Genomic DNA, 25,465 nt, shown 5'->3' on the forward strand with positions numbered 1-25,465 from the left:
GCCCTATGGTTCCTGCGGTTGAGGCTGCGAAAAAAATTCTTGATCTGGTGGGGCTGCCGACGGCGATCGAGTCTGTTGCCCTAGATGCGGCGTTGGGGCGAGTGCTGGCAGCATCTATCTCCAGCCCGCTAGATTTTCCCCACTGGGATAATTCGGCGATGGATGGCTACGCGGTGCGTTACGACGATGTGCAAGGGGCCAGGGCTGACACCCCAGTGGCGCTGCTGCTGACCGAGACTATTCCAGCGGGGCAGTTGCCCACTCTACCGGTGGGGCCAGGCCAGGCGGCTCGCATTCTCACCGGGTCGATGCTGCCCGCTGGGGCCGACACCATCGTCATGCAAGAGGTGACTCGGCGGCAGGGGGAGCAGGTGATAGTGCTAAAAGCACCAGCACCCCAGGCGTTTGTGCGGCATCGGGGCAGCTATTGCCGTGCCGGGGAGCCACTCATGGCCCCAGGGCTGGCCATCGGTGGGCCAGAGCTGGCGGTGCTGGCCGCCGCCCAGTGCGTTCAAGTACCCGTGTTTCGTCAGCCTCGGGTGGCGATTCTCTCCACTGGTGATGAGCTGGTGACCCCAGAGACGCCCCTACAGCCGGGGCAAATTGTTGACTCTAACCAGTACGCCCTGGCGGCGCTGGTGCGTCAGGCTGGCGGCATTCCTCTTCCCTTGGGCATTGTGCCCGATCGCCCCCAGGCTCTGCGCGAAGCGATTCGGACGGCTCTGCCCCAGGCCGATGTGGTGGTGTCATCGGGCGGCGTGTCGGTGGGCGACTTTGACTATGTGGATGAGATCTTGGTGGAGCTGGGGGCCACGCTGCACATTCGCGCGGTGGCGGTCAAACCCGGCAAGCCCTTGACTGTTGCCACATTTCCAGAGGTCTCTGGGCAGGTGCCGTTGTACTTTGGGCTGCCGGGTAACCCGGTGTCGGCCCTGGTCACGTTCTGGCGGTTTGTGGCTCCGGCCCTGCGCAAGCGATCGGGGCTAGGGAAGGATTGGGGGCCAGTGTTTGTGCCCGCCACCACCCGCCATGGGCTTAAGGCAGGGGGGCAGCGAGAGACCTACCTGTGGGGCAGACTGGAGGCCACACCCCAGGGCTACGAGTTTGAGCTGGCCGGGGGCGGCCACAATTCTGGCAATTTGATCAACCTGGCGGGCACCAATGCCCTAGCGGTAGTTCCTGTGGGGACGATGCTGATTCCGGATGGATCAACGGTGCAGGTGATGGTGGTGGGCTAGACGATCCCCGAGCAACGATCTAATCTCCCACTCCTCTACTGGTCTGGGCGATCGCACAAACATACTCCATTGCTGCCGTATTCAGCGGGTCAGGGGCTACTGACAGCCAGCGATCGCTACCTACGGGGCCGTCAAACTCGACATCGCGAAAGCGGCGGTTGGGGCAGTCGTACTCAGTCAGATAGGTGGTGCGCTGGGCAGACCCCGATCGCCGGTCGATATAGTAGCTGCTCACCCGCACGTGGCCCAGCTCCATGGGCTCAATGGAGTCAATATCGACAAACTGCTGCTGGTGGCCCTGGCTGGCCTCGGCCACGGGGTACCAGGTGGTAGCCAGAGACGATTGGGGGGCGGCAAAGACGGCGATCGCCCCCAGCAGTAGCACCAGCACTCCCCTTACCCAACCTTTTGCCAAAGCTCGCTGCCCCCCTGTAACCTGTAAAATCCTAACGCAGTCTAGGACTTGGCTCCTTAACTGGCCTGCTTCTGCAACCGGAGCATCCCTGCTCCTAGCCATCCCTGCTCGATGTTTGAGATACTCAGGGGGTGCAATCTCACCAAGGCAGCCATGGCCAACACCATTCGCACCATCACCAAAGTAATCGCCCGTGCTGGCCAAGAAGAAGCCCTCAAGGCCTTGCTGATCGAAGTGGTCTAACTGGCCCGCGAAAATGCTGGCTGTTTGCGGTTTGAGCTGTTGCAGGGCAACGCAAACCCTGGTGAGTTTGTCACCCTGGGCGATTGGCAGGATGACGCCACGTTTCAGGCTCACTACCGCTCTGGCTACATGGATGAGTTTATGTGCGAAATTCCCGATCTGGTGGATCATCCCCCTGACATTCAGTGGTACACCCTGGTGCTGTAGGCAGAGCGATCGCCCCTGGAGTAGCCTAGGGGCGGCTGCAGATGGCTATCTCCATGGCGACGGTGGCCGTTCCCTTAGTCTTAAGATTTGTTTACACTCAGAGAATAGTCTTAGCCCTCTGCCCCATGCTGCTTCAACCTGACCAGCGCACCAAGCTTGACGAATCGAGCGACACCTTTTTCTACGGTGCCCCTCGCTTTGTCACCCACGTGGACGATGGCTTTATTGCTCGCCTGACGGATCTGTATCGCGATCGCCTCGCTCCCCACAGCCGCATCTTCGACCTGATGAGCAGCTGGGTGTCGCACCTGCCCAGCGATGTGGAGTTTGACTGGGTCGAGGGCCACGGTCTGAACGGCGAAGAACTGGCCAAAAACCGCCGCCTCGACCACTACTTCGTCCAAAACCTGAACGAAAACCCCAGGCTGCCCCTAGAAGATCAATCCTTCGATGCGGTGCTGAACACCGTGTCAGTGCAGTACCTCCAGCAGCCCGAGGTGGTGTTTGGGGAAATTTACCGCATTCTCAAGCCGGGGGGAATTGCGATCGTGAGCTTCTCAAACCGGATGTTTTACCAAAAGGCGATCGCCGCCTGGCGTGACGGCAGTGAAAGCCGCCGAGTCAACCTGGTCAAGGGTTACTTTGGCTCGGTGCCGGGCTTTAGCACCCCCCAGGTGATCGTCCACACGCCCAGCGTTCCATCAATTCTGCAAATGCTGGGCATGGCCGGCGGCGACCCCTTCTACGCGGTGATTGCCGAGCGTCTGGAGCCCCTGGTCAAACCACACGTTCCCTAGACTTGGCCCCAGCGAATCCCTTACCCTGGCCGCAGATAGCGTTGGGTTAGGGCCATGCAGATTCGACTCGCAGCGGTAGGAGACCAGAGGGCGATCGCCGCTTTGCTCACCGACCTGGGCTACCCAGTGACAGAACCTTTTATGGCCCAGAGCATCCAGCGGCAGATCGATCACCCCGATGCAGCCCTGTTTGTAGCCGTAGACCAGACCATCCCGGTCGGGGTAATATCCCTCAACTTTGTGCCTCAGCTGGGGCTAGCGGGTGACTTTTGCCGCATTAGCTATCTCTGTGTCAGCTCCGAGGTGCGGGGGCAGGGCGTAGGGGCGGCGCTAGAAGCCTACGCTTGCGAGCTGGCCAGGGCGCGGGGATGCGATCGCATTGAGGTACATTGCCACAGTCGCCGCGATCGTGCCCATCAGTTCTACTACCGACAGGGCTACACCGAGTCGCCCAAGTACCTAATCAAGCCACTGGCCTAATGGGGCAACGGAATGACTCAACGTCACCGCTGCAATCCAGAGCCCCTTAGGCAGAAAATAAGGCGGTGGTGCGATCGCCAATCGCCTGCAAATTACGGGTCAAGTCATGGCGAATGTGCCGCTCGATCAGCGCCACTGGCATAGCACGGGGCGGGCGAATCACTAGGTCGTAGCCCAGACGCACCCGGTTTTCCTCAGTCCCTTCCACAGGTTCCAATGTCCACTTGCCCTCAAACTGGCGAAAGTCTCCCTCCACCATGGAGAAGCGTAGTTCTTGGGGAAAGGCCTCGACCATGTCGAGGACTACCCGGGCGCAAAACTTAATACTGAGAAAGCACTGGGATCCAATCTGCTCTAGGCGAATGCCCCCCTGAGGATGGCTCAGCCGCTGGCTGCACGACAGGTTAGGAATAAAGCTGGCCAGGTTGTCGTAGTCGGTGATCACCTGCCACACCTGCTCTGCCGTGGCGGGTATCTCGGTGAAGGCTAGAATGCGGCGTTGCTGACCCTCCAGCTTCTCAGTGTGGATGCTCACCCCGGTCTCTGCTGCGATCGCCAAATCTGTCCTGGCATCCAGGGGTACAGCCTCAAGATTAGTGGTGTCGGGGTTTTTCGCAATCATGAGTTAAACCAACCGTAACGGTTTAGTTTGGCCTGGCCACCACGCCTGTGCCCAGGATACCAGCAAAAATCGGTAGAACAATATTGGTCTCGTAAAACCTAGGTATAAATTCTAGGTGGTGCGGTCGTGGTGCTCAAACTCAAGGGTAAAACAGGTTTGCCAGAGCCCCCCAGCGATGGGCTGGCTCGACACCGATATAGTGCCCCCGATTTGTTCAACAATCCCACGTACTAGGGCAAGGCCGGTGCCGGTGCCCGCGATGCCGTCTTTGGTGGCGTTGCGCCCCCGCCGAAACTTGTCAAACACATGGGGCAGTTCTTCTGCTTCAATCGCCGCCCCCAGGTTACTAATCTGTAGTGTGACCCGCCCATTCTGGGTCTGGTTGTCGGCCAGGGCCAGGGTGACGGTGGTTTGGGGTGCCGAATATTTGCAGGCGTTGCTCAACAGCTCTTGTAGCACCTTGGTCAGTTGTTCTGCATCGGTGAATAACACCACTGGTTTGGCGGGCAACTGCCACTCTAGGGTCAACTCTGCCTGCTGCAACTGGGTGGTTGATGGGGCCGCTACCTCAGTCAGCAGTTTTCCTAGATCTGTAGATTGGCGCTCCACTGGGGAAACTTTAGACTCCAGCGTTTGCAGCATCAGCAGATCGTTGACCAGGTTAATTTCGCGGCTGCACTGCTGCTCCAGAATGTCTAGATACATCGCCGAGCGCTCGGGGGTGAGGTCGGGGCGGCGCAGCATGCGAATGGCCAGCATCATGCTGGTGAGGGGGGTGCGCAGCTCGTGGTTGAGAGTGCTGAGAAAGTCTTCTTTAAGGTATTGCAGATAGCGGAGTTGTTCGGTGTGGTGCTGAGCTTGCCCCTGGAGAAAGTATTGCTGGAATGCGATCGCTCCCAGACTGGCCAGGTTAGCCTGCACCGTTGGCTCCACCGCCAAGTTCGCCGATCCCAGCAGCAAAATGGCCCCCTGCAACCCCGACCCATCGACGGCGATCGCTGTGCAGGTGGCCGTGGTGCGCAGCCACGCCGGGGCGCAGTCCCCATCGCGCAGCAGTGCCGTCAGCCCCTTTTGCCAGTGCAGTCGGGCTTTGCCTGCCGCTTGGTCAAGGGTTTGCTGAATGAGCTCCAGGGCTACCCGACGCTGCCAGTCTAGGTTAGACCCAGTGAGCTGCTGGCTAGCGGGAGCAGCGCCTTGGTGCCAGCAAATGTAAATTAGATCTTGAGTACTGGGATAGTGGCACAGCAGCAAACAGGCCTTGGCCCCAGTGTGGGTGCCTAGCACCTCGGCTAGAGCGGGCAAGGGGTTGGGGTCATTGAGAGTAGCGGCAAGGGTGTGAACGAGTGGCCAGGTTTCTCGCCCATCGACCAGACTGGGAGAGGCCAGCGATAGCCCCTCGGGTCGAAATCTTTCTGGGGGGCGGGCCTGGAACAGAACCGGCGAGTTTTCAAATGCCATGGGCAACCAGCGAGCGACAGGTTCCTCAACCTCCTGAGCCGGAGGTAAGTCCAGCGACAGTCTTACCTCCGACCACCTCTAGCGTATCGACTAGCCCCAGCGGCAGTATCCGTGAATTCGCCAATCTTTCTCAGCCTCCTGCCCCGAGAATTCCGCAATCTCCGGGCAATGGCATCAGCGGTTTTACGCCGTCTTCATATGCCTTGATGGTTTCCCCTACCCTAATCTTCAGCAGGACATTAGTATTAATGAAGTCTGGGCCACAACGATTCTGGCTACACTGGCAGCAACGGCTTTTCTATCGGGTAGTTACCTATGGCGCGGTCGGCACGATCCTCAACTTCTCAGGCTTCGGCTTCTCAGGTGATTGGCACCGTCAAGGGGCCGGGAGAAGACGGCAACCAATACGTGTTTATCACCGCCGACAACCGTCAGGTAAAGATTGGTGAGTTTGTCTACTACACCGTTGATCTCGCAGACATCCCCAATGCCCAGATTTTGGGTAAAATTTCCGACCGCCGCCTGATCGACCACCTGCCCGATCGCATTTTTGCCGACCCCGATATTGACCCTGAGGCGATCGCCGCCCTGGTAGGCTTTGCCCACCCCAACCCCGAGATCTATGAGGTGACGGTAGATGTGGTGGGCCACTTTCACCCCGCCCTAGGGTTTATGAACCCCCGCATTGCCCCCGACCCAGGGGCCAAGGTCACCCTGGCCGACGATGACAGTCTGCGCCAGATCATCAATAAAAAGCAGCGGGAGGAAATCGGCTCGGCCCACATCGGTTCGCTGCTGCTGCGCCCTGGCGGGCGGGTGCCTGTGACGCTAGATGTGAAAGAGCTGGTGAGTACCCATATGGCGATCTTGGCGGGTACGGGTTCCGGCAAAAGCTACACGGCGGGCGTGCTGATCGAAGAATTGCTCAGTCCCTACAACCGGGCGGCGGTGCTGATCTTTGACCCCCACGGCGAGTATGGCACCTTGGCCGATATGCGTGGGCACACCAGTTTTAGCAGCGACGATGGCTACAGCCCCGAGGTGAAGCTGCTCACCCCCGACGACATTCGCATTCGTATGTCGTCGCTCGACTACTACGACATTCTGACGCTCTTGCCCGATATGAGCGATCGCCAGCAGGCCATTCTCAACAAGGCCTTTAGCCTGCTGGGCAAGCACAAGTTTGGCGAACACCGCTGGGATGTGCAGGATTTAATCTCGGCCTGCTATGAGTCAGACCGCACCACCGACGACGAGGGCAACGAGAAAACCGGCTCCTCGGCTCCAGCACTGGAGTGGAAGCTGGGCAAACTCGAGCGATCGGACTACTTCCACCGCATGGAGCACCTGGCTCCCAAGGATCTCTTCGCCCCCGGCCAGGTCACCGTGCTGCAAATGAACGAGATCAGCCAGGAAGAGCAGCAGGTGATCTGCGCCGCTGTGCTGCGCCAGAGCTACCAGGCCCGCATCAACACCGCCAAAGATAAAATCTCTGCCGATGACGAAAACTACTTGCCCTACCCGGTGTTCATCCTGATCGAAGAGGCCCACCGGTTTGCCCCGGCCAACGAGCCCGCTCGCTGTAAGCAGGTGCTGCGCACCATTCTCAGCGAGGGCCGCAAGTTTGGCATGGGGGTGGGGCTGATCACCCAGCGCCCCGGCAAGCTCGACTCCGATGTGCTCAGCCAGTGCATGAGCCAGTTCCTCATGCGCATCGTCAACCCCGTAGACCAGGACAGCCTCAAGTACGGGGTTGAGGCTGCCGGGCGGGATTTGCTCAAGGAGCTGCCCTCGCTGACTAAGGGGCAGGTGATCGTGTCGGGAGCCTGTGTGAATACTCCAGTGCTCTGCCAAGTGCGCAAGCGCCTTACCCAGCACGGCGGTGAAACCATGAATGCTCCCGAAGCCTGGCTCAGCCACTTTCAAGGCCATCGGCAGCAGGCCCGCCAGCTCGAAAAAGCGGTTCCGGCGCGGGCAGGCAAGAAAGCTGAAACCTTTGGCGGGGTTAGCATTGAGTGATATTCAACACTAACCTGGCTGGCACTGGGGGCAGATATAGCAGCGGCGGCCACCGATCATAAGCTTGGCGATGGTGTTGCCGCAGCGGTGGCAGGGCTGGCCCTGGCGGCTAAAGGCCCAGTGGCGATACTCACGGCGACGGTAGCCATCTTGCTTGAGCTGGGCGGCGAGGCCTAGGTCGTTGGTAATGCCGCTGTGGCGATAAGACTGCTGGGGTAGAGCCAGGGCTGCCTCGGCGAAGGTGGCAATTTGCTCGGGGGTGCAGTCTATGGGCCGCTGGCCGGGGTGAATGCCCGCCACGTAGAGTATCTCGGTGCGCAGATAGTTGCCAATGCCGCCGAGAAACCCCTGGTCGAGCAGCAGGGTAGCAAACTGGCGGCGGTGAAAGGGCTGGCTGAGGGTGCGCTCTGCCACCTGTGCCGGGGTGACGGTGGCATCAAGGGTATCAGGGCCGAGCTTAGCGATGTAAGGGTGGTTGGGCACGGCCTCAGCATCGAGCACCTCGATCTCTGAAGCGCTGTAGAGCAAGGCCCAGCGCTGGGGGGTGTGCACCGCAAAGCGCAGCTGGCGGCGGGTGGCGGGGGCACTGTCGGGCTTGCAGATCTCCCACTTGCCGTAGAGCTGGTTGTGGCTGTAGACCCCGAGACCATTGTCAAAATAGGTGACCATGGCTTTGCCGTAGGGCTTTACCGCTACTACCGTGCGGCCTATAAGTTCATCTTCGTAGGGTTTGAGGTGGTCGAAGGCAAAAAACACGTCGGAGGCGATATTGCCAGCGATCGCCCGGTGGATCTTGTCGGCGGCACGGCGGATCTCGGGGCCTTCGGGCATGGGCTACCGCTCAAACCCCCAAAAATTCATCAGTTCACGGGAGCGATCGGCACCCTCGGTGTCTCCCTGGCGGGCATAGAGAATTGCTGCTAGCTCTACGTTAGACAGCGCCTGGGCCTGGAGCCCCTGACCCCAGAGGGCCAAACCCAGGTTGTAGTGGGCGGCAGGGTCATTGGGTAAAGCCTCGACTACTTTGCGGTAAGAGAGCACCGCTTGCAGGTACTGCTCTCGCTCTAGCAGTAATGCTCCCAACAGAGCGTGCGCTGCTACGAGGTCAGGGTCAAGGCGCACCGATCGCAGCAGATAGTCAAAGGCGGCTTCGCGATCGCCCCCTTGGTAAAGTACATAGCCCATCTGATGTTGGCCTTGGGCATTTTGGGGCTCGATGCGCAGCGCCTGCTGCAAATTTTCTTTTGCCTTGTCGTAGTCGCCTTGGAGAATATAGAGGTTGGCAACACTGACGTAGAGGTCGCCGCTGTTGGGGTTAGCTCTCAAACCCTGGTTTAGATAGGTCAGGGCTTGATCGTAGTCTTCTTGCTGCATGTAGAGGCTGCCCAGGGCGGTGTAGACCTGGGCATTGCCGGGGGCGATGCGCACCAAATTTTGGTAGGTAGCCAGGGCGGCATCGATGTCTCCCTGCTCTAGCTGAATGCTGCCAATGCCTAGAGAGGCGTTGATCTCGCGGGGAGCGGTGGCGAGAATGGCCTGGTAGGTCGCCAGGGCGTCGTCAAGCTGGCCATTGTTGTACTGGCTGTGGGCTAGGCCGTAGCGAAAGGCGAGGTTGTTGCTGTCGAGGGCGATCGCCCGGCGGTAGGCAGCGATCGCCTCGGCATAGTTACCCTGCTGCACGTAGAGATAGCCAATACCAGAGAACAGTCGCGGGTTTTGGCGGTCGATCTCCGCCGCCCGCTGGTAGATGGCGATCGCCCCAGCATAGTCGCGGGCCGATACCCGCGCCTGCCCCTGACGCAGCAGCTCATCGACTTGATCTTGTTGGGCTGAGCTGAGGCCGGTGCTGCTTGCCTGGGCGAGCCCAAAAAAACTCTCAGCCTGGGGTACTGTTATCGCCGAAGCCGAAGCTGCGGTGGAGGCCCCTTGGGCGTCTGGGGTTACTGACAGGCCACCCATGACCCCACACAAAAGGGCGATCGCCGCGTAACTGCGTCTCACAGAACACTCTCCTTCAACTGCTAAACCGGGGATTCAGATGCCTCAACCCACCGAGTTTAAGAACTCCATCTCACATATTACAACTTGCCAACCGCTGTAAAGAATGATCACCGTTAAGTCAAAGCTGTCTAGGGATCCCCTAGGATTTAAGTATCAGGGTACACCAAATAAAGCCCTGGATATTCGCTACACCGCATCGCCCCAGACAAGTTAACCGACAACTCAAAATTACTCCCTTAGCCGCGAGGTGCCAGTCATGAAAGGCCTGAAGCTCTCAGTATTTGGCTACTTTTTTAACGGGTTAATGCAATATTTAGCCGAGCCCGCTGGCCGAATTTTTGCCCCTGACGACAACAACTATCCCGAAATTGGGGTACAGCCCTTTGACGGCGACACCTACGCCGAGACTGTCGAAGTTCTCTAAGCAAGTCCGGTTTTCTATACTTCTGTGGGTCTGTCTCCTATCGATTCCCCCTTACATTAAGGGGGTTTTTAGTGGCAACTTAAAGCTGTAATCACCATGGCAGGGTCTGATACTAAATCCTCCTTGGCTACCCGCGATGCGGTAGGGCAAACAACACGGCTCGGCCTTTTGGGAATCGGGGTTATGGGACTCGGATTTGGTCTGAGGGGCAAACCCTTTCCGATCGGCGGGGGCTACCATAGCGAGAAGGGCGATCGCCCGTGCGCCAGCAGCCTTCAGGAGACAGTACACACCCATGGCCAGAGGTGACCAAATCTACGTCATGCGCGACCTGGTAGGCCTGCCGGGTCTATACCAACACCACGGCATCGACTGTGGCGATGGTACTGTCATTCACTACAGCAAGGCTCGGGAAATCGCCGAGGTTGCCCGCACCAGCTACGACGCCTTTGCCTGGGGCAACCCGGTTAATCCGGCGCGGCAGACCGATGCCTACACCCCTGACCTGGTTGTGCAGCGGGCCGAGAGCCGCCTGGGCGAGCGTCAGTACGACCTGCTGCAAAACAACTGCGAACACTTTGCCAACTGGTGTACCACGGGCCGTAGTGAAAGTCGTCAGCTGGCCAGCTTTGGTCTGCGGGTAGACCAACTCAACCTGCCCGAGCTGCGGCGTCTGGCGGAGGGCGTGTCTGGCTCCAGTCGCGCCACTCCCTCTCCGGCCGAGGCTCGGGCCAGCTTTCAAAAGGCGCTAGGCGATATCGCTACCGCCTACACCACCACTCTGGCCGACCAGCAGACTGCCCAAAAAGACCTGCGTACTTGGCAACGGGTGGCCGAAGCAGCCCTGGGGCGCGATCGCGACGATCTGGCCAGAGCTGCTCTGCACCGCAAACTAACTGCTCAAAAACGGGTTGACCTGCTCACCAATCAGCTCAGCGACCTGGTAGAACTAGAGCTGAATCTCCAGCGCAGTCGAGCGGTGGCCGAGCGGCGGCTAGCGACGGAAGGGTGATGGGGTGGAGGGGTGGCGCGATCTGCGGTAACCCTAGTAAAGGACAAATTCCCTGGGGTCAGTCAGCAGGGGCGACCCACAAAATTGATTTTATGGGGCGCTGCACCAGTTCGCCAGAGGCATTTAGTCGCCCGTAATGGGTAGTGCCCTGGTAAACCAGGGTTGATGAGCTGCCACCGTCGAGGTTGAGCGCCTGCACCACGCCGCGATCGGCCATCAATGCCGCCACCTCAGCCGTGGTCAGGCCCGAGGGCGACACCCCTGGCACTTGAGCCACCATCACCAGCACCACACTGCCGTTGGCCTTGAGCCCCACTGCCGAGCGGGCGTTGGGCGTTTGACTGCCCAGGGCATCTCGACCCACCGTGGGGTCGACAAAGCCTTCAAGTTCTGATGTATCCTCCGGTAGCAGTTGGGGGCCAGCTCCTACCGCATCCACCAAAGTACATCCCATCGGGATTGAATCTTGGTGCAAGGTAATGGCGTAGCGGGGGGTACTGCCGCAGTCATAGCGACGAAACTCAGAGCGATTGAGAATGCTATCCATATAACTGGTCAGGTCTGGGTTGCCCACCAGGCGATCGTTTAACCTAGGGTCAGCTGCCAAGGTGCCCTCCACTACTACATGAGAAGTCGTCAGGCCATTGTTGGGGTCAAAGAACCCGGCATTGATGGCAGCGAGGCAACCAGGCTCTGGACAGACCTCAGCGGCAATTTGATCGGCCCGAGCCAGAGCTTCAACCACAGCCACCCGCACCGGGTATTGCTCTGGGTCGGGAATGGTCACTACATGCACCGTAGCGGCGGGCAGGGCAATGGTTTCATAGATCGGGGGGTGGTCTAACTTTTCGGTTGACCCAGTCACCCCTGCTGCCTCTGGCCCAGGGGGCAGAGGGGCGCAACCCATCAGCCCTAGCGCTACTGACAACCCACTAGCAAAGAGACAAACAGAGATAGAACAAATTGATCTCAGCACGGTTAACCTAGCGGAGTTAAAGCGCCCATGGCGCTCTCTAATATAGCGGCTTGCCCCGGTGAGACCTCAGCCTGCTTGAGGCTCACCGGGGCTGGTCCTATAGCGGTGTGCTAGAACGGGCGCAGGTGCCGCGCCCCCACTGGCCGTCATACCCTACCGATATTTGATCGCCCACCTGGGCCGGGCGAGAGGCTAGGTGCACCAGCACAATGTCAGCTGCCCCCTGCACAGAGCCGCGCCAGATGTCTTGGCCCTTGGTGTTTTTGCGATCGTAGCTGAGAAAAGCCTCAGCAATTTGTTGGCCAGTGCTGCGACGGCGTAGAACGATGCGCGAGAAACCAGCCTCGCGGGTAAAGAGGGCTGTAAAGTTGACGTCATTGACCCCGATGGATCCGGGACATTGCATTTGTAGGTTGTCTTGATTTGGCTCTACCTGTGCCAGCATCGGGGCCTCGATGGTCGCCGGGCTGGGGCCTAGGGTGGCAGCGGCCAGAGGGCTGAACCCGAGCAGGCTAGCGCCCAGAACGAGAGCGCCCCGGTTTAGCTTAGAGTTCATGGCAAGGTTTTGTAAAAACATCACATCAAAAAATAAACCGCACTTTTCTAGGAATGCCGTAGGTTTGTTGGATGGCTTGTGGGGCACAGAGCCCAAATCTTCGCTGCTTTGGGATCCAAAGAGATCACCAGAGCTCCCTAAGACAGCTCGATTTTTGACTTTAGAAGTAGTTGCGATCGCAGCCGGTTACACCTTGCTACCCAGGTGCTCGGCAATTTCACGGGCATACTGCTCGGTATTTAGCCCCGCCACCAGGTGGAGTACGTCATCCTGTAGCCTCATCATCCCCTGTACCCCTGCGACTTGCAGCGCGGTTTCATTTACCGCAACGGGGTCGGTCACCTCTACCCGCAGGCGAGTCAGGGCCACAGCATCTACTGTGCGAATGTTGTCGGCACCGCCCAGGGCCGCCACGATCGCCGCTGCCTTCTCCGCCGCTTGAGGATCGGGCGGAATTTTGGCCAGATCGGGAGCCGTCTCATCGACAAAGCCCTCGGCGGGTACCTCCACTGCGTCGGCCTCAGGCCCGGCGGTTTGCAGGTAGTCGGCCATGTCAGTCTTGAGGTTGTCTGACTGGGGGCCAAAGATAGCCTGGGCGTTGTTGCCCATTTGCAACACTCCCGAGGCTCCCAGGGCCTTCAGGCGGGGCACATTAACCTTGGCCATGTCGTCGACGGTTATACGCAGGCGGGTGATGCAGGCATCGAGGTTTTTGATATTGCTGCGACCGCCAAAAGCCAGCACCAGGGCCTGGGCCATGGCGGCCTTGTCGCCAGTGATCGCGGTGGTCGATTCATCCACCTCCACATCGTCTTCGCGGCCTGGGGTCAGCAGGTTAAAGCGGTGGATAGCAAAGCGGAAGACGAAGTAGTACAGCGCTACAAAGAACGGAGCCAGAGCTGGAATCAGCCACACCCGAGTACCCAGGCCGTTGAACAGCACAAAGTCAATCAACCCGTGGGAGAAGGTAAAGCCCATGCGCCCCCCCAGGGTGACAAACAGCCAGTCGGCAAACCCTGCCAGCACAGCATGTATGGCGAATAGCTGAGGGGCCACAAACAAGAACGAAAACTCAATCGGCTCGGTAATGCCGGTCAAGAACGAGGTCAGGGCGGCAGAAATCATCAGACCGCCGACCTGCTTGCGGTTTTTGGGCTTGGCGCTGTGCCAAATGGCGATCGCCGCAGCAGGCAGGCCAAACATCTTAAACCAGTAGGCCCCGCCCAAAATGCCCGCCGTCGGGTCGCCTGCAAAGAATCGGGCAATGTCGCCCCGCACCGTCTCGCCGGTAATCGGGTCTTGGAACGAGCCAATCTCAAAGAAAAATGGCACATTCCACACATGGTGCAGACCAAAGGGAATCAGCAGCCGCTCAATAAAACCGTAGATCGCCACCGTTAGCGGCACATTGTCGCCCTCTGCTGCCGCCTGAGCGAAGCTGTTGATGGCGGCCCCAATCGGCGGCCAGATCACGCTCATCACCAGCCCCATCAAAATCGCGGCGAAGGCGGTGATGATCGGCACAAATCGCTTGCCCGCAAAGAAACCCAGGTAGCGGGGCAGGCTAATGCGAAAGAATCGGTTAAACATGTAGGCGGCAATGCAGCCCATGATCAACCCACCAAACACCCCCGTATCTAGTGTGGGAATGCCCAGCACTGTATTGGTTTCAAGCCCCATGCCCAGGGCCACGGTGCCCAGGGTAGCGAGAAACACCATCAGTCCCACGGTAGCGGCCAGGGCTGAGACGCCATCGTTACCGGTGTACCCGATCGCCACGGCGATCGCAAAAATCAGCGGCAGACTAGCAAAAATCGCGTCCCCCGAACTTTTCATAATCGCGGCTAGCCATTCCGGTAGCCACCAAAACTTCGGGTCAGTGAGCACGCCCTGCTCAATCTGCTGTAGCTCGATCAGCCGAGCGCTGCCCAGGCCCAGCAGCAGCCCTGCCACTGGCAGCACCGACACCGGCAGCATGAGGGATTTCCCCATTTTTTGCAGCAGTCCGAAGGCTTTATCCCAGGTGGCTTTGATGTTCATAGTTAGGGATGGATGGGTAAGGGGATGAGTGGGGGGGAGATGAGGGCGTGCGTAGGGGCCAACACGTGGTCTGCCCTAAACCCTGCGCCAAGAATTTCGGATCGTAGAGCATCGGTAGGTTGCATTCGGCGATTGAGGTATGGCTTGATGGCCCTCCCCTGTCGCTTCGCCAATGCCCCGGTTTGGGCAATTCTGCCTTGGGGTGGTGCCCTGGCGGCGCGGAGACAATGGGGCATTGGATATACACCCTAGTCGCCAAATGCACCCTACCCACTGGCCTGCCCCTTCTGGGAGGGGCAGGCCAGATTAAACCTCCTCTAGCGGCACCAGATCGCGCACCTGGGCAGGAGAATCTAAATTCAATGCCTGCTGCGCTAGTGCTTGACAGTGGGAATAGCTCAGCGCCCGCACCTGAGCCTTCACCGCTGGAATCACCGGCACGCTGACGCTCAATTCTTTCACCCCTAATCCGACCAGGATGGGTACCGCCTGGGGGTCGCCCGCGACGCCGCCGCAGACTCCCACCCACTTGCCGTGTTTGTCGGCTCCGCGCACCGTCAGGTCGATCATGCGCAGCACGCTGGGGTTGAGGGCGTCCACGTAGGGGGCCAGCTTAGGATGGCCGCGATCCATCGCCAGGGTGTACTGAGTCAGGTCGTTGGTGCCGATGGAGAAGAAGTCGACCTGTTCTGCAAACCGTTCAGCGGACACAGCGGCGGCGGGCACCTCCACCATGATGCCAATTTCGATCGCAGGCACACCCAGCTTGAGCCGCTCCTCTTCCATCACGGCCTTGGCCATGGTCAGCTCCTCCATGCGGGCGATCATGGGAAACATCACCCGCGCTTTGCCTGCGGTGCTGGCTTTGAGAATGGCGCGAAACTGGGTGCGCATCAGCTCGGGGCGGTCAAAGCCAAGGCGAATGCCCCGCTCGCCCAGGAAGGGGTTCTCTTCGTGGGCCATGGGTAGGTAGGGCAGGGGCTTGTCGCCGCCGACATCTAGCGTGCGGATGATCATGGGACGATCGCCCAGCACCCGCAAAATGTTTGCGTAGATTATCTCCTGTTCGTCTTCGCTCGGAGCAGAGCTGGCCTCCATAAAGACAAATTCTGTCCGCAGCAGGCCTACCCCTTCACCGCCGACCTTGAGAGATGCTTCGGCGTCTTTTTGGCTACCGATGTTGGCTACGACCTCAATCTGTCGCCCGTCGGTGGTGATGGCGGGCTCAAAGGCATGCTCCAGATCGATAGCCCGCTTGGCCTTCTGGCGGGTAATGCGATCCTGGGTTTGCTCTAGTTCGGCCACAGAGGCATTGAGTTTTACCCGGCCTTTAGTGCCGTCAAGAATCACCGGAGTGCCGTCAGCCAGGTCGAGAATGCGGGGTTCGATCCCGGCGATCGCCGGTATGCCCATTGACCTAGCCAAGATTGCCACGTGGGAGGTAGCCCCCCCGGCCACTGTGGCAAAGCCCACCACCCGCGCCGGGTCGATATTGGCCATATCTGATGGTGTCAGGTCTTCGGCCAGCAAAATGGTGTTGGCCGGGAAGACCAGCGTCTCTGCTTTGACCCCGGTGAGAATGCGCAGCACGCGATCGCCCACGTCCCGCAGATCATTCGCTCGCTGGGCCAGCAGCTCGCTCTTGAGCTGGGCCAGGGTATCGGCCTGGGTGGTGTAGGTCTGCTGCCAAGCAAAAGCGGCACTCTTGCCCTTGGCGATCGCACTACTGGCAATCTCCATCAGTTCTGGGTCTTCAAGCAGCTCTTGGTGGGCGGCGAAGATAGCGGCTTTGCTGGGGTTTCCCTGGCCGTGCACCTTGGCCCGCAGGCTCTCAATTTCGAGCGCGGCCTGGTCAATGGCGTGGTCGAGTTTGCGCTGCTCGGCGTTGGGGCTGTCGGCGGTTTCTTCGACGCGAATCTCGTGCCGTCGCTGGCGGTAGGTGTTGCCCACCGCCACCCCTGGAGAAGCCGCCACCCCCAAGAGAATATTGGGGTCGTCGCTCTTGGGGCGGGGAGCCGGGGCAGAAATATCGGCTTGGGCAATGCTAGCCGCAGCGGCGGTCACGGGGACGGCTCCCTCTTCGCCTAATCCGTCGCGCAGGGCGACGGAGAGTTCTGCGATCGCCGCCTCGGCATCGGCCCCTGTGGCCTCTAGGGTCACCGTATCGCCCCGGCTCACCTCTAGCCCCATGATTGCCACCACGCTGCGCACGTTGGCGCTGTCGCTGCCTCGATGCAGACGAAGGGTTGACTGGTACTTTTTCGCTAGCTGCACCAGCACCGCCGCCGGACGGGCGTGCAGCCCCACCGGGTTGGGAATGATGATGGGCTGAGAGGTGACCGTTGGCCCGCTCGCCTCGGCACTAGCCGCTGTGCCCCCAGCAAGTACCAGCTCTAGCACCGTATCGCGGGCGGCGTTGACCATGCCGCTAGCGGGCTTAAACTCGGCCACGCGATCGCTGTTGGTCACCACCATCTGGGTCAGCAGGCTGCGGGCATGGAGGGCCACATAGTCGGCGTCAAACTCGATGAGAATATCGCCAGTTTTAACCCTGTCTCCCACCTTGACCCTAGGCGTGAAGCCCTCGCTCTTTAGCGCCACGGTGTCGAGGCCAATGTGCATCAAAATCTCAACCCCCTCGGGGGACTTGACCGTCACCGCGTGGTTGGCGCTGTGCAACTGCACGATTTCCCCTTCACAGGGGGCCAGCAGCACCTGGCTAATCGGGTCGATAGATACCCCGTCGCCCACCATCTTCTGGGCGAACACCGGGTCAGGCACAGACTCAATCGGCACCACTAGACCCGAGAGCGGGGCCGTCAGCACTAGGGTGTTGGTTTTTGCCAGTGGAGTTTGAAGGGTGGTCATAGGGAGTTGTCTTGGCGAAGAGAGGAAGCCATCAGGAGCATGGGTGCGATCGCAGCCGCAGCCCTAGGGCAAGACCGCTAAACCGGAATATAAATATCAAAAGATATGGCCACCCTAGTTCGCTCAATTCAGCAATCTAACGTTGCAATAGCGCTGATAACTGGGGCGAAATTGCGGCGAATCGTAATAGATTTCAACACCCGCGCCCCGATCTGGCCTAAGGGCTAAGCCCAATTGGTTTAGAATCACCACAGCGCACCTTTACCGATAGTTGGGATGGCTCAGTCTTCTTCGTCTCGCCGCTTGCAGATTAGCCCATGGGATCGTCTGGTCGCCTTTGCCACCAGTGAAACCGTACTCTATGTGGTGAAGCGCATCTTGCAGGCACTGCTAACCCTGCTGCTGGCCTCAGCCCTGAGCTTTTTTGTGATTCAGCTAGCGCCGGGCAACTTTCTCGACCAGTATCGGCAAAGCCCGCAGTTTTCTCCCGAGACGTTGCAGCAGCTTGAGGCCCAGTTTGGCCTTGACCAGCCGGTGTGGCGGCAGTACCTCAACTGGCTCTACCAGGTGATCTTTCACGGCAACTTTGGTCTCAGCTTTGCCTACCAGCGCCCGGTGGTTGATCTGCTATGGGAGCGGGTACCCAACACGCTGCTGCTCTCCTTTGCGGCGATCGTGGTTACCTGGTCGATTGCCCTCCCCTTGGGCGTCATCGGGGCGGTGAACCAAAACCGCTTGCTTGACAAAGCCCTGCGGGTGCTGAGCTACCTGGGCCAGGGCATGCCCACTATTGTGACTGGCCTGTTGTTGCTGTTCTTTGCCCAGAGCGTTGCCCCTTTGTTTCCCATCGGCGGGCGCACCAGCATTATCCACGACGACCTCAACTGGTTTGGCCGCATTCTCGACGTAGGCTGGCATCTGATCTTACCGACCCTGGCTCTCAGCATTACCAGCTTTGCTGGGCTCCAGCGCATTACTCGGGGCCAGCTCTTGGATGTGCTGCGCCAAAACTACATCCAAACCGCCCGTGCCAAGGGGCTGGCAGAAAATCGGGTGATCTACGTCCACGCCCTGCGCAATGCCGTCAACCCGCTGATCACCCTGCTGGGCTTTGAGTTCGCCAGCCTGCTAGGAGGCGCATTTATCACCGAAACCTATTTCAACTGGCCCGGACTGGGCAAGCTCATTCTTGAAGCGGTGCAGGCCCAGGATCTCTATCTGGTGATGGCCAGTCTGATGATGGGGGCGGTGATGCTGATCCTCGGCAACCTGCTGGCCGATTTACTCCTGAGCGCTGTCGATCCCCGTATTCGCCTGTCGGATATGAATTAGGTAGCCTATGCTTACCCTGCTCTGGCTAGTATTGGGAGCCCTGGGGGGGACGGTCTTTCTGGCGCTTGGGCGGCGATCGCCCCAGGAAAACCGGTTTTTGGCTCTGGGGTTGGGGGGTGCTGCGCTTATATACGTTGCCTTCGTCACTATGGGTCACGCCCCGCCCCCTTGGCTGGCGATCGAAACCGCAGGAGGTGGCATCTATGGATTGATCGCTTGGCTGGGGCTGTGTCAATCGAGTTGGTGGCTGATGCTGGGCTGGCTAGTTCATCCCCTGTGGGATGTAGGCCTGCACCTGTCAGGCCGTGGAGCCAACTTCGCGCCAGAATGGTACGCCATCAGCTGTATCAGCTTTGATCTGGTGGTGGCGACCTATATCCTGGTTCGCGAATTGACGGTTAACCGGGTCGCCATCTGCACAACCTCGTCTCCTACTGACCCTCATCCTTAACTTTTAGGCCTTGGTCGTATGATTTCTCAGCTCTACTACCTGTTGCGATCGCGCGCCGACGGCAGCTACCTGGTAGCCCGTCCTCATGGTGGTAGCAGCCCTGACCAGCCGACTCCGCTAGGGTTTCTGCTAGTATTTTCTGCTGACTACGACGCCCTCAGCTACCTCAACGCCCACGCCCCCGACCTCAGCGACAAATTTGCCGTTGAAACGGTTACTGCTTCCAATCTCAAGCCCTTGATCAACCGCTGGGGGTTTCAGGGCCTGGGCATGGTAAGCGACGCTCGCCTGCCCGAGGTCGAGTTTTTTAACCGCAGCTAGTTTTGGCCACGGCGAGTAAAGAGCCTGAAATAGATGCCCTGACCCAATTCCTTCAGAGGAAAGAATAGGTAGGTCAGCGGATTGATGGTGACAATGATGTTGCGCATGTTGCGCTTGGCTAGAGCCACGACCGCCCAAGCCACCCAGTCAGCAGACATCACCCCAATCGGGTTCAGATTACTTTTAAATGGCCCCAAAATTACCTTGCGCACCACGCAGGGAGCGTCAAGTCGCCGTAGGGTAACCAGGTCGCCCATCAGGCGCTTAGACACCTCGTACAGGGGGCTAAAGGCGGGGCTGACCTCGGCTTCGGAGGTATTGACCCACACCTCTTTGTTGGCCCGCTGAGCTGAGGTTTCTACGGTGCTGAAGAAGACCTCCATCAGCCGCCAGCCTGAGAGAGCGTTGGCTTCTAGGGAGGTATGGATGGCTTCGGGAGTGCGATCGCCGTGGACATTTAGCCCATGGTTAATCACGAGAATATCGACCTTCTTGAGAGCCTCCCTCAGGTCGGCCTCAGCCCCAGGTTGCCACTGCCAACAGGCAATACCCTCATCAAAATCAGCGTCAATTGAGGTGGTGAGGGCGATCGGGCGAGCCTTTTGCTGGGCCAGTGCTGTCACTAAAGCCCGGCCCAGAGTGCCCGAGGCTCCGGTGACGGCCACAGTCTTGCCCTTGAGAGAAACAGCGGTGCCCATCAGCTTATCTAGCAGGGTAAACGATCCGGCAAAGTAGGCGTTGGTATCGTCAAAGTGGTGCCGCCAGTGGTAAGTGCGATTGACCCACCAGTTACTTGGAATGGTAGTCAGCTCGCCCGGCTCGTGGGTGAGATCGGTGGTCAGCAGCCAACCCTGGGAACGGGCGATCGCCGCCGCCATAAAGCCCAACCCATAGAACGACCCCACCCACAAACCCGCAATGCCCGTAGAGATGGCCAGCCCGGCCAGGGCACCCGTCATGACGATCGACTCTGGCACATCGTTATGCAGCTGGGCCTGGCGATACAGCTCTGGGCTGACCGGCGTAAAGTCTTTTTTGTAGGCGCGGTGGTGCCAGTTGTGCAGTCTCATTAGGGGTGGCCAGTAGTGGCTCACCGCATGGTACATATCCCGCACCATCTCTGCTACTACAACGGCGATCGCAGCCCAAAGACTTTGCCAAACAACCGTTTCAAGCGGCATAACCATTTCCAAAGCGTGTCGAGCAATTCACATTCTGACACGACTTGGCCGAGGAGGTGGCTAGAACTGCACCTGGGGGGCTACACCAGGCGCAGGGGCGTCGTTGACAGCGACTTCTTCCTCGACGGGTGAGACGCCAACCGGGCGAGAGACCTCAATGCCATTTTCTTCTAGCACCACTACGGGGTCGCTGCCACGCATGTCAATCCGCTTTACTAGCACCTGACCATTGGCAATGCGCTGGCCAGCTCTCACATATTGGCTACCCGCCGGGGTTTGCACCACCGCAAAGTTTTGGTTGCCAATGGTCATCACCCCAGAGACCTGCACTGCTTCGGCCTGAGTAGGCTGGGGCAATGGCGGTAAAGGCGATAGAGCGGGAGGGGTATTGGGTCGGCCAGGGCCGCCTGAGGTTCCAGGTGTGGTCCCTCCTGCAGCACCGGGACTACCAGGGGTGCTGGCCACCGACCCGCCGGGAGTGCCAGCACCGGGTTGCCCTGGCCCGGCTGTGGGCAGTGGTGGCCCTGCGGGCACCGGAGGCGGGGGAGTCACCACTTGCGGTGCGGGGGGAATAGGCACTACGGCAAAGGGATCGGTGCGGCCATCGTTGATCTGCTGAAGCCGCTCGTTGGGGTCAGTGGACTGAATCAAATCAGCCCGAGCAATGGGGGAAAGCTGAGGAGCGACCGGCACAAGGGGTTCGGCAAATTCTTCTGTGCTGGGGGTGCCTGCTTCGGGAATGGGTACGGCCTCAACCGTGCCCTCCTCAATGGGAAAAGTTTCGCCGCTGGGTGGGGCTTGGCTGGCTCGCTGGGCGTTAAACGCTCCCAAGAAAGGGGTAGAAAGCAGCATCATGACAACGCCGCTGACGCTCATAATCAAGCTATTGCGGGCCCATTTGCGGTTCCAAAACTTGAGGCAAAAGACCAGCAAGGCGAAGGGAATAAATAGTGAGAGTAACCCCCAGACCGGACTGACTCGAAAAGCGTCGACTAGGCCAACGACGCTGCCTACCACAGCCGTTAGAAACCCTAGAATTAGCAGTAATACAAATGCGATCGCCCCCACGGCCAAGCCTCCTTGTTTCCTGAGCCCATGTTCCTCAAAGATAGCTCACTTCTGCAAATGCAGAGCGCTTTGGCCGGGGCAGGCTTGCCTGGCTAAGCCACGGCCTTAGTGCACTGTTCTACCTGCTTAAATCTACCTGCTTAAATCTACCTGCGCAAAACGCCAACGGGCCTAGACGATGAAGCTCTGGCTACAGAAGGCTGGTGCTGGGTTTGTCCTAGGATTTTGCCCGCTTGCTGAGATGACCGCTGAACAGCAGTTTCCCCAGGGCGGGCAGTGACTGCTCTACAGTGTTTCCAGTCGCTGCATCAACGCTCGTCCTTGCTTACCCAGAAATCTCCTGGGCTTTTTTATTTAATCTTCGCTAGAGACCATCAGGGCTTTGAGGTGCTTAAGCCCCTGTTTGACACGGCGCGATACGGTCACAGAGCTAATGCCCATGCGCTCAGCGGTTTCCTTTTGGGTGAGGTCGTAGAGAAACACAAACTCTAATACCTCGCGGGTGCGTTGCTCAAGCTGGTGAAGAGCTTGCTGGAGGCGAATTTGGTCTTCTTGGGCAAGCTGAAAGCTTTTATACTTCAGGTCAGGCAGCAGGTCGCCTAGACAGGCTGATTCTTCGTCTTGCACCGGGGCGTCTAGGCTGAGCAGTGACCGATTGCGGTTGGCCAGCTTTACCTCTTGCCACTCAGCACAGGGAATGTCGAGAGCCTCGGCCACTTCTCGATCGGTAGGCGACCGACCGAGGTCAGCTTGCAGCTGGCGAATCACTCGCAATGACTGGCTTTGCAGGGCTTGCCAACGACGGGGAATACGCATTGATGTGCTCTTGTCGCGCAGATAATGCTGAATTTCGCCGCGAATGTAGGGAATTGCAAAGGAGCTAAAGGCGTAGCCTTTGCCCATGTCAAAGCGCTCAATGGCGCGAATGAGGCCAAGGCTGCCCACTTGCATGAGGTCGTCATAGGTTTCGGTAGACTGTCGCAGCCAGCGGTAGGCCTCGCTCCGCACTAGCCCAATATTGAGCTGTACCAGCTGGTTGCGCAAGTTGAGATTGGGCTGGCTTTGATAGAGCCGAAGCAGTTCTAGGGTGCTGCCTTTAGACTGAAACTGAGAAGTAGCAACCATGGCGATTTCAGGAAACGTCAAATCCAGCCGAAACTAACTTAACCACGCGCATTGGGAACCTGCACGCCTTAAGAGATGTATGCACCCGCTGGGAGCGAGATCTCTAAGCGACGACCAAATTCAGTCAATTCTCTGGTTTCACCCTTGGGAGATCGCCTAGGTATCTCCTAGAGAACAGGCTGAAGGAATGAACCAATGCATAGGTAGGACAGGATCGTGTGCTCGTGATATCAGCCTAATGGCTGGGAGAACGGGTCACAATGGCAAAACCACGGAGACCCTCTCCATATACTCATATTCTATGGGAGCTGTTGCCTTAAATTGTGTTGAGGGTGGGTCTGTTGTTTCTGTTACGGCTCCACTCTAGTTATAAGGTGGTCTAAAACATCTTGTGTGCGACCTATAACCCTTGTTTGGCGGGGCTTTTTGATGCCTTTGCAGAATGTCCACAGGGCCGTAAAGTTTTGGTTAAGCAAGGTCGCTTTGCCGGATGGGGCCAATTAAGTTTAATTTTTGCGCTGACAGGTTTTGATCGTTGCGCTGGGCTACTCCGCGCAGGTCAGTGGTTTCCCTGAGAGGTGGTCTCGGAATGTAAACAGACGTTGAGTGGCTTTGCGCGGCAAGGGCAGGGGAATTGTTGAACCGTCTGATGTTGTAATTTTGGGCTCAGGGTTTGGGAGTGTGGGGTAGCTGCCCCAGATGCTGCACTAGATCGGCTTGAACCTGATGGTAGAGAGCATCGCTTTCGCCCTTGAGCGCCACTACGCCGTACACCTGCACGGCCTCATGTTCGCGCCCGGCTAGCAGGTGGGTGCCTTGGTCAACGGCGACAATGTGGTCTTTGACCAGCTCGTAGCAGGGCTGGGTGATGAGAATATCGGTGCCAATCAGTTTGGTCAGCCCCTCGATGCGACTGGCGACGTTGACGGTATCGCCGATGGCGGTGTACTCCAGCCGTTGCACTGAACCGACGTTGCCAACCACTAGCTCGCCGTAGCTAATGCCAATGCCGTTGTATAAGGGCGGTAGGTTTTGGGTGTGCAGCGTGGTGCGTAGTTTGGCCAGGGCCTGCCGCATGGCCAGAGCGGCTAACACGGCCCCCAAGGCATCTTGCTCGGCTCCTTGGGAGGTGGGTGCCCCAAACTCAGCCATTACGGCATCGCCAATAAATTTGTCAATAGTGCCCCGATGTTTGAGAATGGCGTCGACCATAACGTCGAGGTAGGTGTTGAGCAGGCTGACGGTTTCTGCTGCTCCCAACTGGTATGAGATGCGGCTAAACCCTCGAATATCTGAGAACAGTACCGCTGCTTGAAACCGTCGGCCTACGGTGAGGCTAGTAAAGTCTTCGGGCTGGCTGAGAATTTCTTGAGCTACGGATGGGGCCACGTAGCGCTCTAGGGTGCGGCGTAGACGCTGCTCTTCGAGGCGGTTGCTGACCGCGCCGGTAGCGATGTAGGTGACACCACCCATGCCCAAGCAGGCCACGGGAATGGCTACGGGTATGAGGCGATCGCGGTTCACCATTAGCAGGTAGGCGAGGGCACCCCAGGTCACGATCGCTCCCACAAACCCCGCCAGTCTTGAAATCGGCTGGGTCAATCGGTAGCCCAAGCCCAAGCCCACCGCCCCGATCGCGATCGCGGTCAGCAAGCCCTGGAGTATGGGGTTGGCGATCGCCGCATTCACTGCCCGGCCTTCTATCAACGACCCCAGGACATGGGCGTGAATTTCGATCCCAGGCATTTTGTTCGCGGTCGGCGTCCGGTGAAAGTCTTGGAAGGATTCGGCTGTAGGGCCAATCAGCACAATCTTGTCTTTGAACCGATCGCGATAGAGGGGCCAGTTGATGGGGTCAATCACATCCACGAAGGACATCGACTGAAACGTGCCAGCGGGGCCGTAAAAGAAAATTCCTTGGCGGTTATGACTAGGTTGCGGCAGGTTGGCGGCTACGAGGGCGGCTTGGGCCAGAGAGGGCAACTCGTCGGTAAACCCATGCTCTTGGCGGAGGCGCTCAATCTCGCGATCGGGAAAATTTCGCAGCTTGCCATCGCTGTCGACGCCAACGTTGATCAGCCCTGCGTGGGCCCGATCGCCATAAATCGGTGCCATGAGGGTACTAAAACCACCAAAGATAGCGCCGCCAGTGTCGTAGCTGGCCGCTAAAACTACGCGATCGCCCCAGCGGTCTAGGGTTTGCTCTAGGGCCGCATCGTCATCGGCCCCATAGCTGCTGGGGTCAACCAAAAGCACATCGAGGGCTACCGCCCTAGCGCCAGCTGCCATCAGTTGATCAATGGCCTGGGCGTAGGCCCGGCGTTGCCAGGGCCAAGCCTCCAGGGGGGCTAGAAAAGGGTACCGACTCGGTTCGGTCCGATAGAGATCGCCATGGGAAAGGGAATATTCGTCAATACCCAGAATGACAATGTCTTCGGGAACCGGTACTGGCCCTCGCAAACCCAGCAAAAAGGATTGGGCCTGGCCCTCAATCAGCAAAATCCAGGGGTGCTGAGAGGCCAAGGCAATAGCGCCAAACACCGCCCAACTTACCATGAGACCGTGCCCTAGCTGAAAAATGCGTCGATGAGACTTAACCACGGCGTTGATCCAAACGTCTGCACCAGCGTC

General features: G+C 58.8%; 23 protein-coding genes. 10 read left to right on the forward strand and 13 right to left on the reverse strand.

From position 1 onward, the window contains the following. Window positions 1-5 precede the first annotated feature (5 nt). On the forward strand, window positions 6-1,238 hold the full coding sequence (locus AC0QKW_RS19860) for a molybdopterin molybdotransferase MoeA (RefSeq protein WP_473152820.1): 1,233 nt from the start codon (window positions 6-8) through the stop codon (window positions 1,236-1,238). Between the two features lie 19 nt (window positions 1,239-1,257). Here the strand turns inward: AC0QKW_RS19860 and AC0QKW_RS19865 are convergent, their stop codons facing one another. Then, entirely contained in the window at window positions 1,258-1,653 is a 396-nt protein-coding gene (locus AC0QKW_RS19865; protein WP_473152821.1) for a hypothetical protein, read from the reverse strand. Window positions 1,654-1,896: 243 nt separating this feature from the next. On the opposite strand from AC0QKW_RS19865, the gene AC0QKW_RS19870 reads away from it, so the two are divergent. From AC0QKW_RS19870 to AC0QKW_RS19880, 3 genes are all read left to right on the forward strand, one after another. Next, a complete protein-coding gene (locus AC0QKW_RS19870; protein ID WP_473153014.1) occupies window positions 1,897-2,103 on the forward strand; it encodes a putative quinol monooxygenase in 207 nt (68 codons plus the stop codon). A 125-nt stretch (window positions 2,104-2,228) separates the two neighbouring features. Next, window positions 2,229-2,900: a class I SAM-dependent methyltransferase gene (locus tag AC0QKW_RS19875; protein WP_473152822.1), complete on the forward strand. Its 672-nt coding sequence runs from the start codon at window positions 2,229-2,231 to the stop codon at window positions 2,898-2,900. 54 nt (window positions 2,901-2,954) lie between these two features. Next, window positions 2,955-3,380, forward strand: coding sequence for a GNAT family N-acetyltransferase (locus AC0QKW_RS19880; protein ID WP_473152823.1), 426 nt, complete (start codon window positions 2,955-2,957; stop codon window positions 3,378-3,380). A 46-nt stretch (window positions 3,381-3,426) separates the two neighbouring features. Here the strand turns inward: AC0QKW_RS19880 and AC0QKW_RS19885 are convergent, their stop codons facing one another. Beyond that, the gene (locus tag AC0QKW_RS19885) at window positions 3,427-4,002 is read right to left on the reverse strand and encodes an SRPBCC family protein (protein ID WP_473152824.1); all 576 of its coding nucleotides are present in this window, start codon (window positions 4,000-4,002) and stop codon (window positions 3,427-3,429) included. Between the two features lie 111 nt (window positions 4,003-4,113). Next, complete coding sequence (locus tag AC0QKW_RS19890) at window positions 4,114-5,460, reverse strand: sensor histidine kinase (RefSeq protein ID WP_473152825.1); 1,347 nt, start codon at window positions 5,458-5,460, stop codon at window positions 4,114-4,116. 315 nt (window positions 5,461-5,775) lie between these two features. Here AC0QKW_RS19890 and AC0QKW_RS19895 point away from each other — a divergent pair, with 315 nt between their 5' ends. Then, on the forward strand, window positions 5,776-7,479 hold the full coding sequence (locus AC0QKW_RS19895) for an ATP-binding protein (protein ID WP_473152826.1): 1,704 nt from the start codon (window positions 5,776-5,778) through the stop codon (window positions 7,477-7,479). Window positions 7,480-7,488: 9 nt separating this feature from the next. Here AC0QKW_RS19895 and nei read toward each other — a convergent pair whose 3' ends face one another. Both nei and AC0QKW_RS19905 read right to left on the reverse strand, forming a co-directional pair. After that, complete coding sequence (nei, locus tag AC0QKW_RS19900) at window positions 7,489-8,310, reverse strand: endonuclease VIII (RefSeq protein WP_473152827.1); 822 nt, start codon at window positions 8,308-8,310, stop codon at window positions 7,489-7,491. A 3-nt stretch (window positions 8,311-8,313) separates the two neighbouring features. After that, on the reverse strand, window positions 8,314-9,480 hold the full coding sequence (locus AC0QKW_RS19905; protein ID WP_473152828.1) for a tetratricopeptide repeat protein: 1,167 nt from the start codon (window positions 9,478-9,480) through the stop codon (window positions 8,314-8,316). Window positions 9,481-9,736: 256 nt separating this feature from the next. On the opposite strand from AC0QKW_RS19905, the gene AC0QKW_RS19910 reads away from it, so the two are divergent. Both AC0QKW_RS19910 and AC0QKW_RS19915 read left to right on the forward strand, forming a co-directional pair. Then, a complete protein-coding gene (locus AC0QKW_RS19910; protein WP_473152829.1) occupies window positions 9,737-9,904 on the forward strand; it encodes an isochorismate synthase in 168 nt (55 codons plus the stop codon). A gap of 295 nt (window positions 9,905-10,199) precedes the next feature. Next, a complete protein-coding gene (locus AC0QKW_RS19915) occupies window positions 10,200-10,916 on the forward strand; it encodes a lecithin retinol acyltransferase family protein (RefSeq protein WP_473152830.1) in 717 nt (238 codons plus the stop codon). A 58-nt stretch (window positions 10,917-10,974) separates the two neighbouring features. Here AC0QKW_RS19915 and AC0QKW_RS19920 read toward each other — a convergent pair whose 3' ends face one another. The 4 genes from AC0QKW_RS19920 to ptsP form a co-directional block, all read right to left on the reverse strand. Then, the gene (locus tag AC0QKW_RS19920) at window positions 10,975-11,823 is read right to left on the reverse strand and encodes a phosphodiester glycosidase family protein (protein WP_473152831.1); all 849 of its coding nucleotides are present in this window, start codon (window positions 11,821-11,823) and stop codon (window positions 10,975-10,977) included. A gap of 166 nt (window positions 11,824-11,989) precedes the next feature. Continuing rightward, entirely contained in the window at window positions 11,990-12,448 is a 459-nt protein-coding gene (locus AC0QKW_RS19925; protein WP_473152832.1) for a hypothetical protein, read from the reverse strand. 186 nt (window positions 12,449-12,634) lie between these two features. Beyond that, window positions 12,635-14,488: a glucose-specific PTS transporter subunit IIBC gene (ptsG, locus tag AC0QKW_RS19930; protein ID WP_473152833.1), complete on the reverse strand. Its 1,854-nt coding sequence runs from the start codon at window positions 14,486-14,488 to the stop codon at window positions 12,635-12,637. A gap of 306 nt (window positions 14,489-14,794) precedes the next feature. Next, window positions 14,795-17,356 carry a phosphoenolpyruvate--protein phosphotransferase gene (gene ptsP, locus AC0QKW_RS19935; RefSeq protein WP_473152834.1) on the reverse strand — a complete coding sequence of 854 codons (2,562 nt, stop codon included), beginning with the start codon at window positions 17,354-17,356 and terminating at the stop codon, window positions 14,795-14,797. Between the two features lie 276 nt (window positions 17,357-17,632). Between ptsP and AC0QKW_RS19940 the strand changes: the two genes are divergently transcribed. The 3 genes from AC0QKW_RS19940 to AC0QKW_RS19950 are packed head-to-tail and all read left to right on the forward strand — an operon-like array spanning window position 17,633 to window position 19,460. Further along, the gene (locus tag AC0QKW_RS19940) at window positions 17,633-18,688 is read left to right on the forward strand and encodes an ABC transporter permease (protein ID WP_473152835.1); all 1,056 of its coding nucleotides are present in this window, start codon (window positions 17,633-17,635) and stop codon (window positions 18,686-18,688) included. 7 nt (window positions 18,689-18,695) lie between these two features. Further along, window positions 18,696-19,139 (forward strand): DUF6010 family protein, encoded by a 444-nt coding sequence (locus AC0QKW_RS19945; protein ID WP_473152836.1) that lies wholly within the window; start codon window positions 18,696-18,698, stop codon window positions 19,137-19,139. Between the two features lie 18 nt (window positions 19,140-19,157). Continuing rightward, window positions 19,158-19,460: a hypothetical protein gene (locus AC0QKW_RS19950; RefSeq protein ID WP_473152837.1), complete on the forward strand. Its 303-nt coding sequence runs from the start codon at window positions 19,158-19,160 to the stop codon at window positions 19,458-19,460. On the opposite strand, the gene AC0QKW_RS19955 is transcribed toward AC0QKW_RS19950, so the two are convergent. The 4 genes from AC0QKW_RS19955 to AC0QKW_RS19970 form a co-directional block, all read right to left on the reverse strand. Further along, complete coding sequence (locus tag AC0QKW_RS19955) at window positions 19,457-20,641, reverse strand: bifunctional sterol desaturase/short chain dehydrogenase (protein WP_473152838.1); 1,185 nt, start codon at window positions 20,639-20,641, stop codon at window positions 19,457-19,459. The two genes, AC0QKW_RS19950 and AC0QKW_RS19955, sit on opposite strands and share 4 nt — an antisense overlap. 60 nt (window positions 20,642-20,701) lie before the next feature. Beyond that, on the reverse strand, window positions 20,702-21,709 hold the full coding sequence (locus AC0QKW_RS19960; protein WP_473152839.1) for a hypothetical protein: 1,008 nt from the start codon (window positions 21,707-21,709) through the stop codon (window positions 20,702-20,704). A 354-nt stretch (window positions 21,710-22,063) separates the two neighbouring features. After that, entirely contained in the window at window positions 22,064-22,834 is a 771-nt protein-coding gene (locus AC0QKW_RS19965; RefSeq protein WP_473152840.1) for an RNA polymerase sigma factor SigF, read from the reverse strand. Window positions 22,835-23,500: 666 nt separating this feature from the next. Further along, on the reverse strand, window positions 23,501-25,435 hold the full coding sequence (locus AC0QKW_RS19970; protein WP_473152841.1) for a CHASE2 domain-containing protein: 1,935 nt from the start codon (window positions 25,433-25,435) through the stop codon (window positions 23,501-23,503). Between the last annotated feature and the right edge of the window lie 30 nt (window positions 25,436-25,465).

It is taken from the genome of Pseudanabaena sp. PCC 9330 (assembly GCF_055795045.1).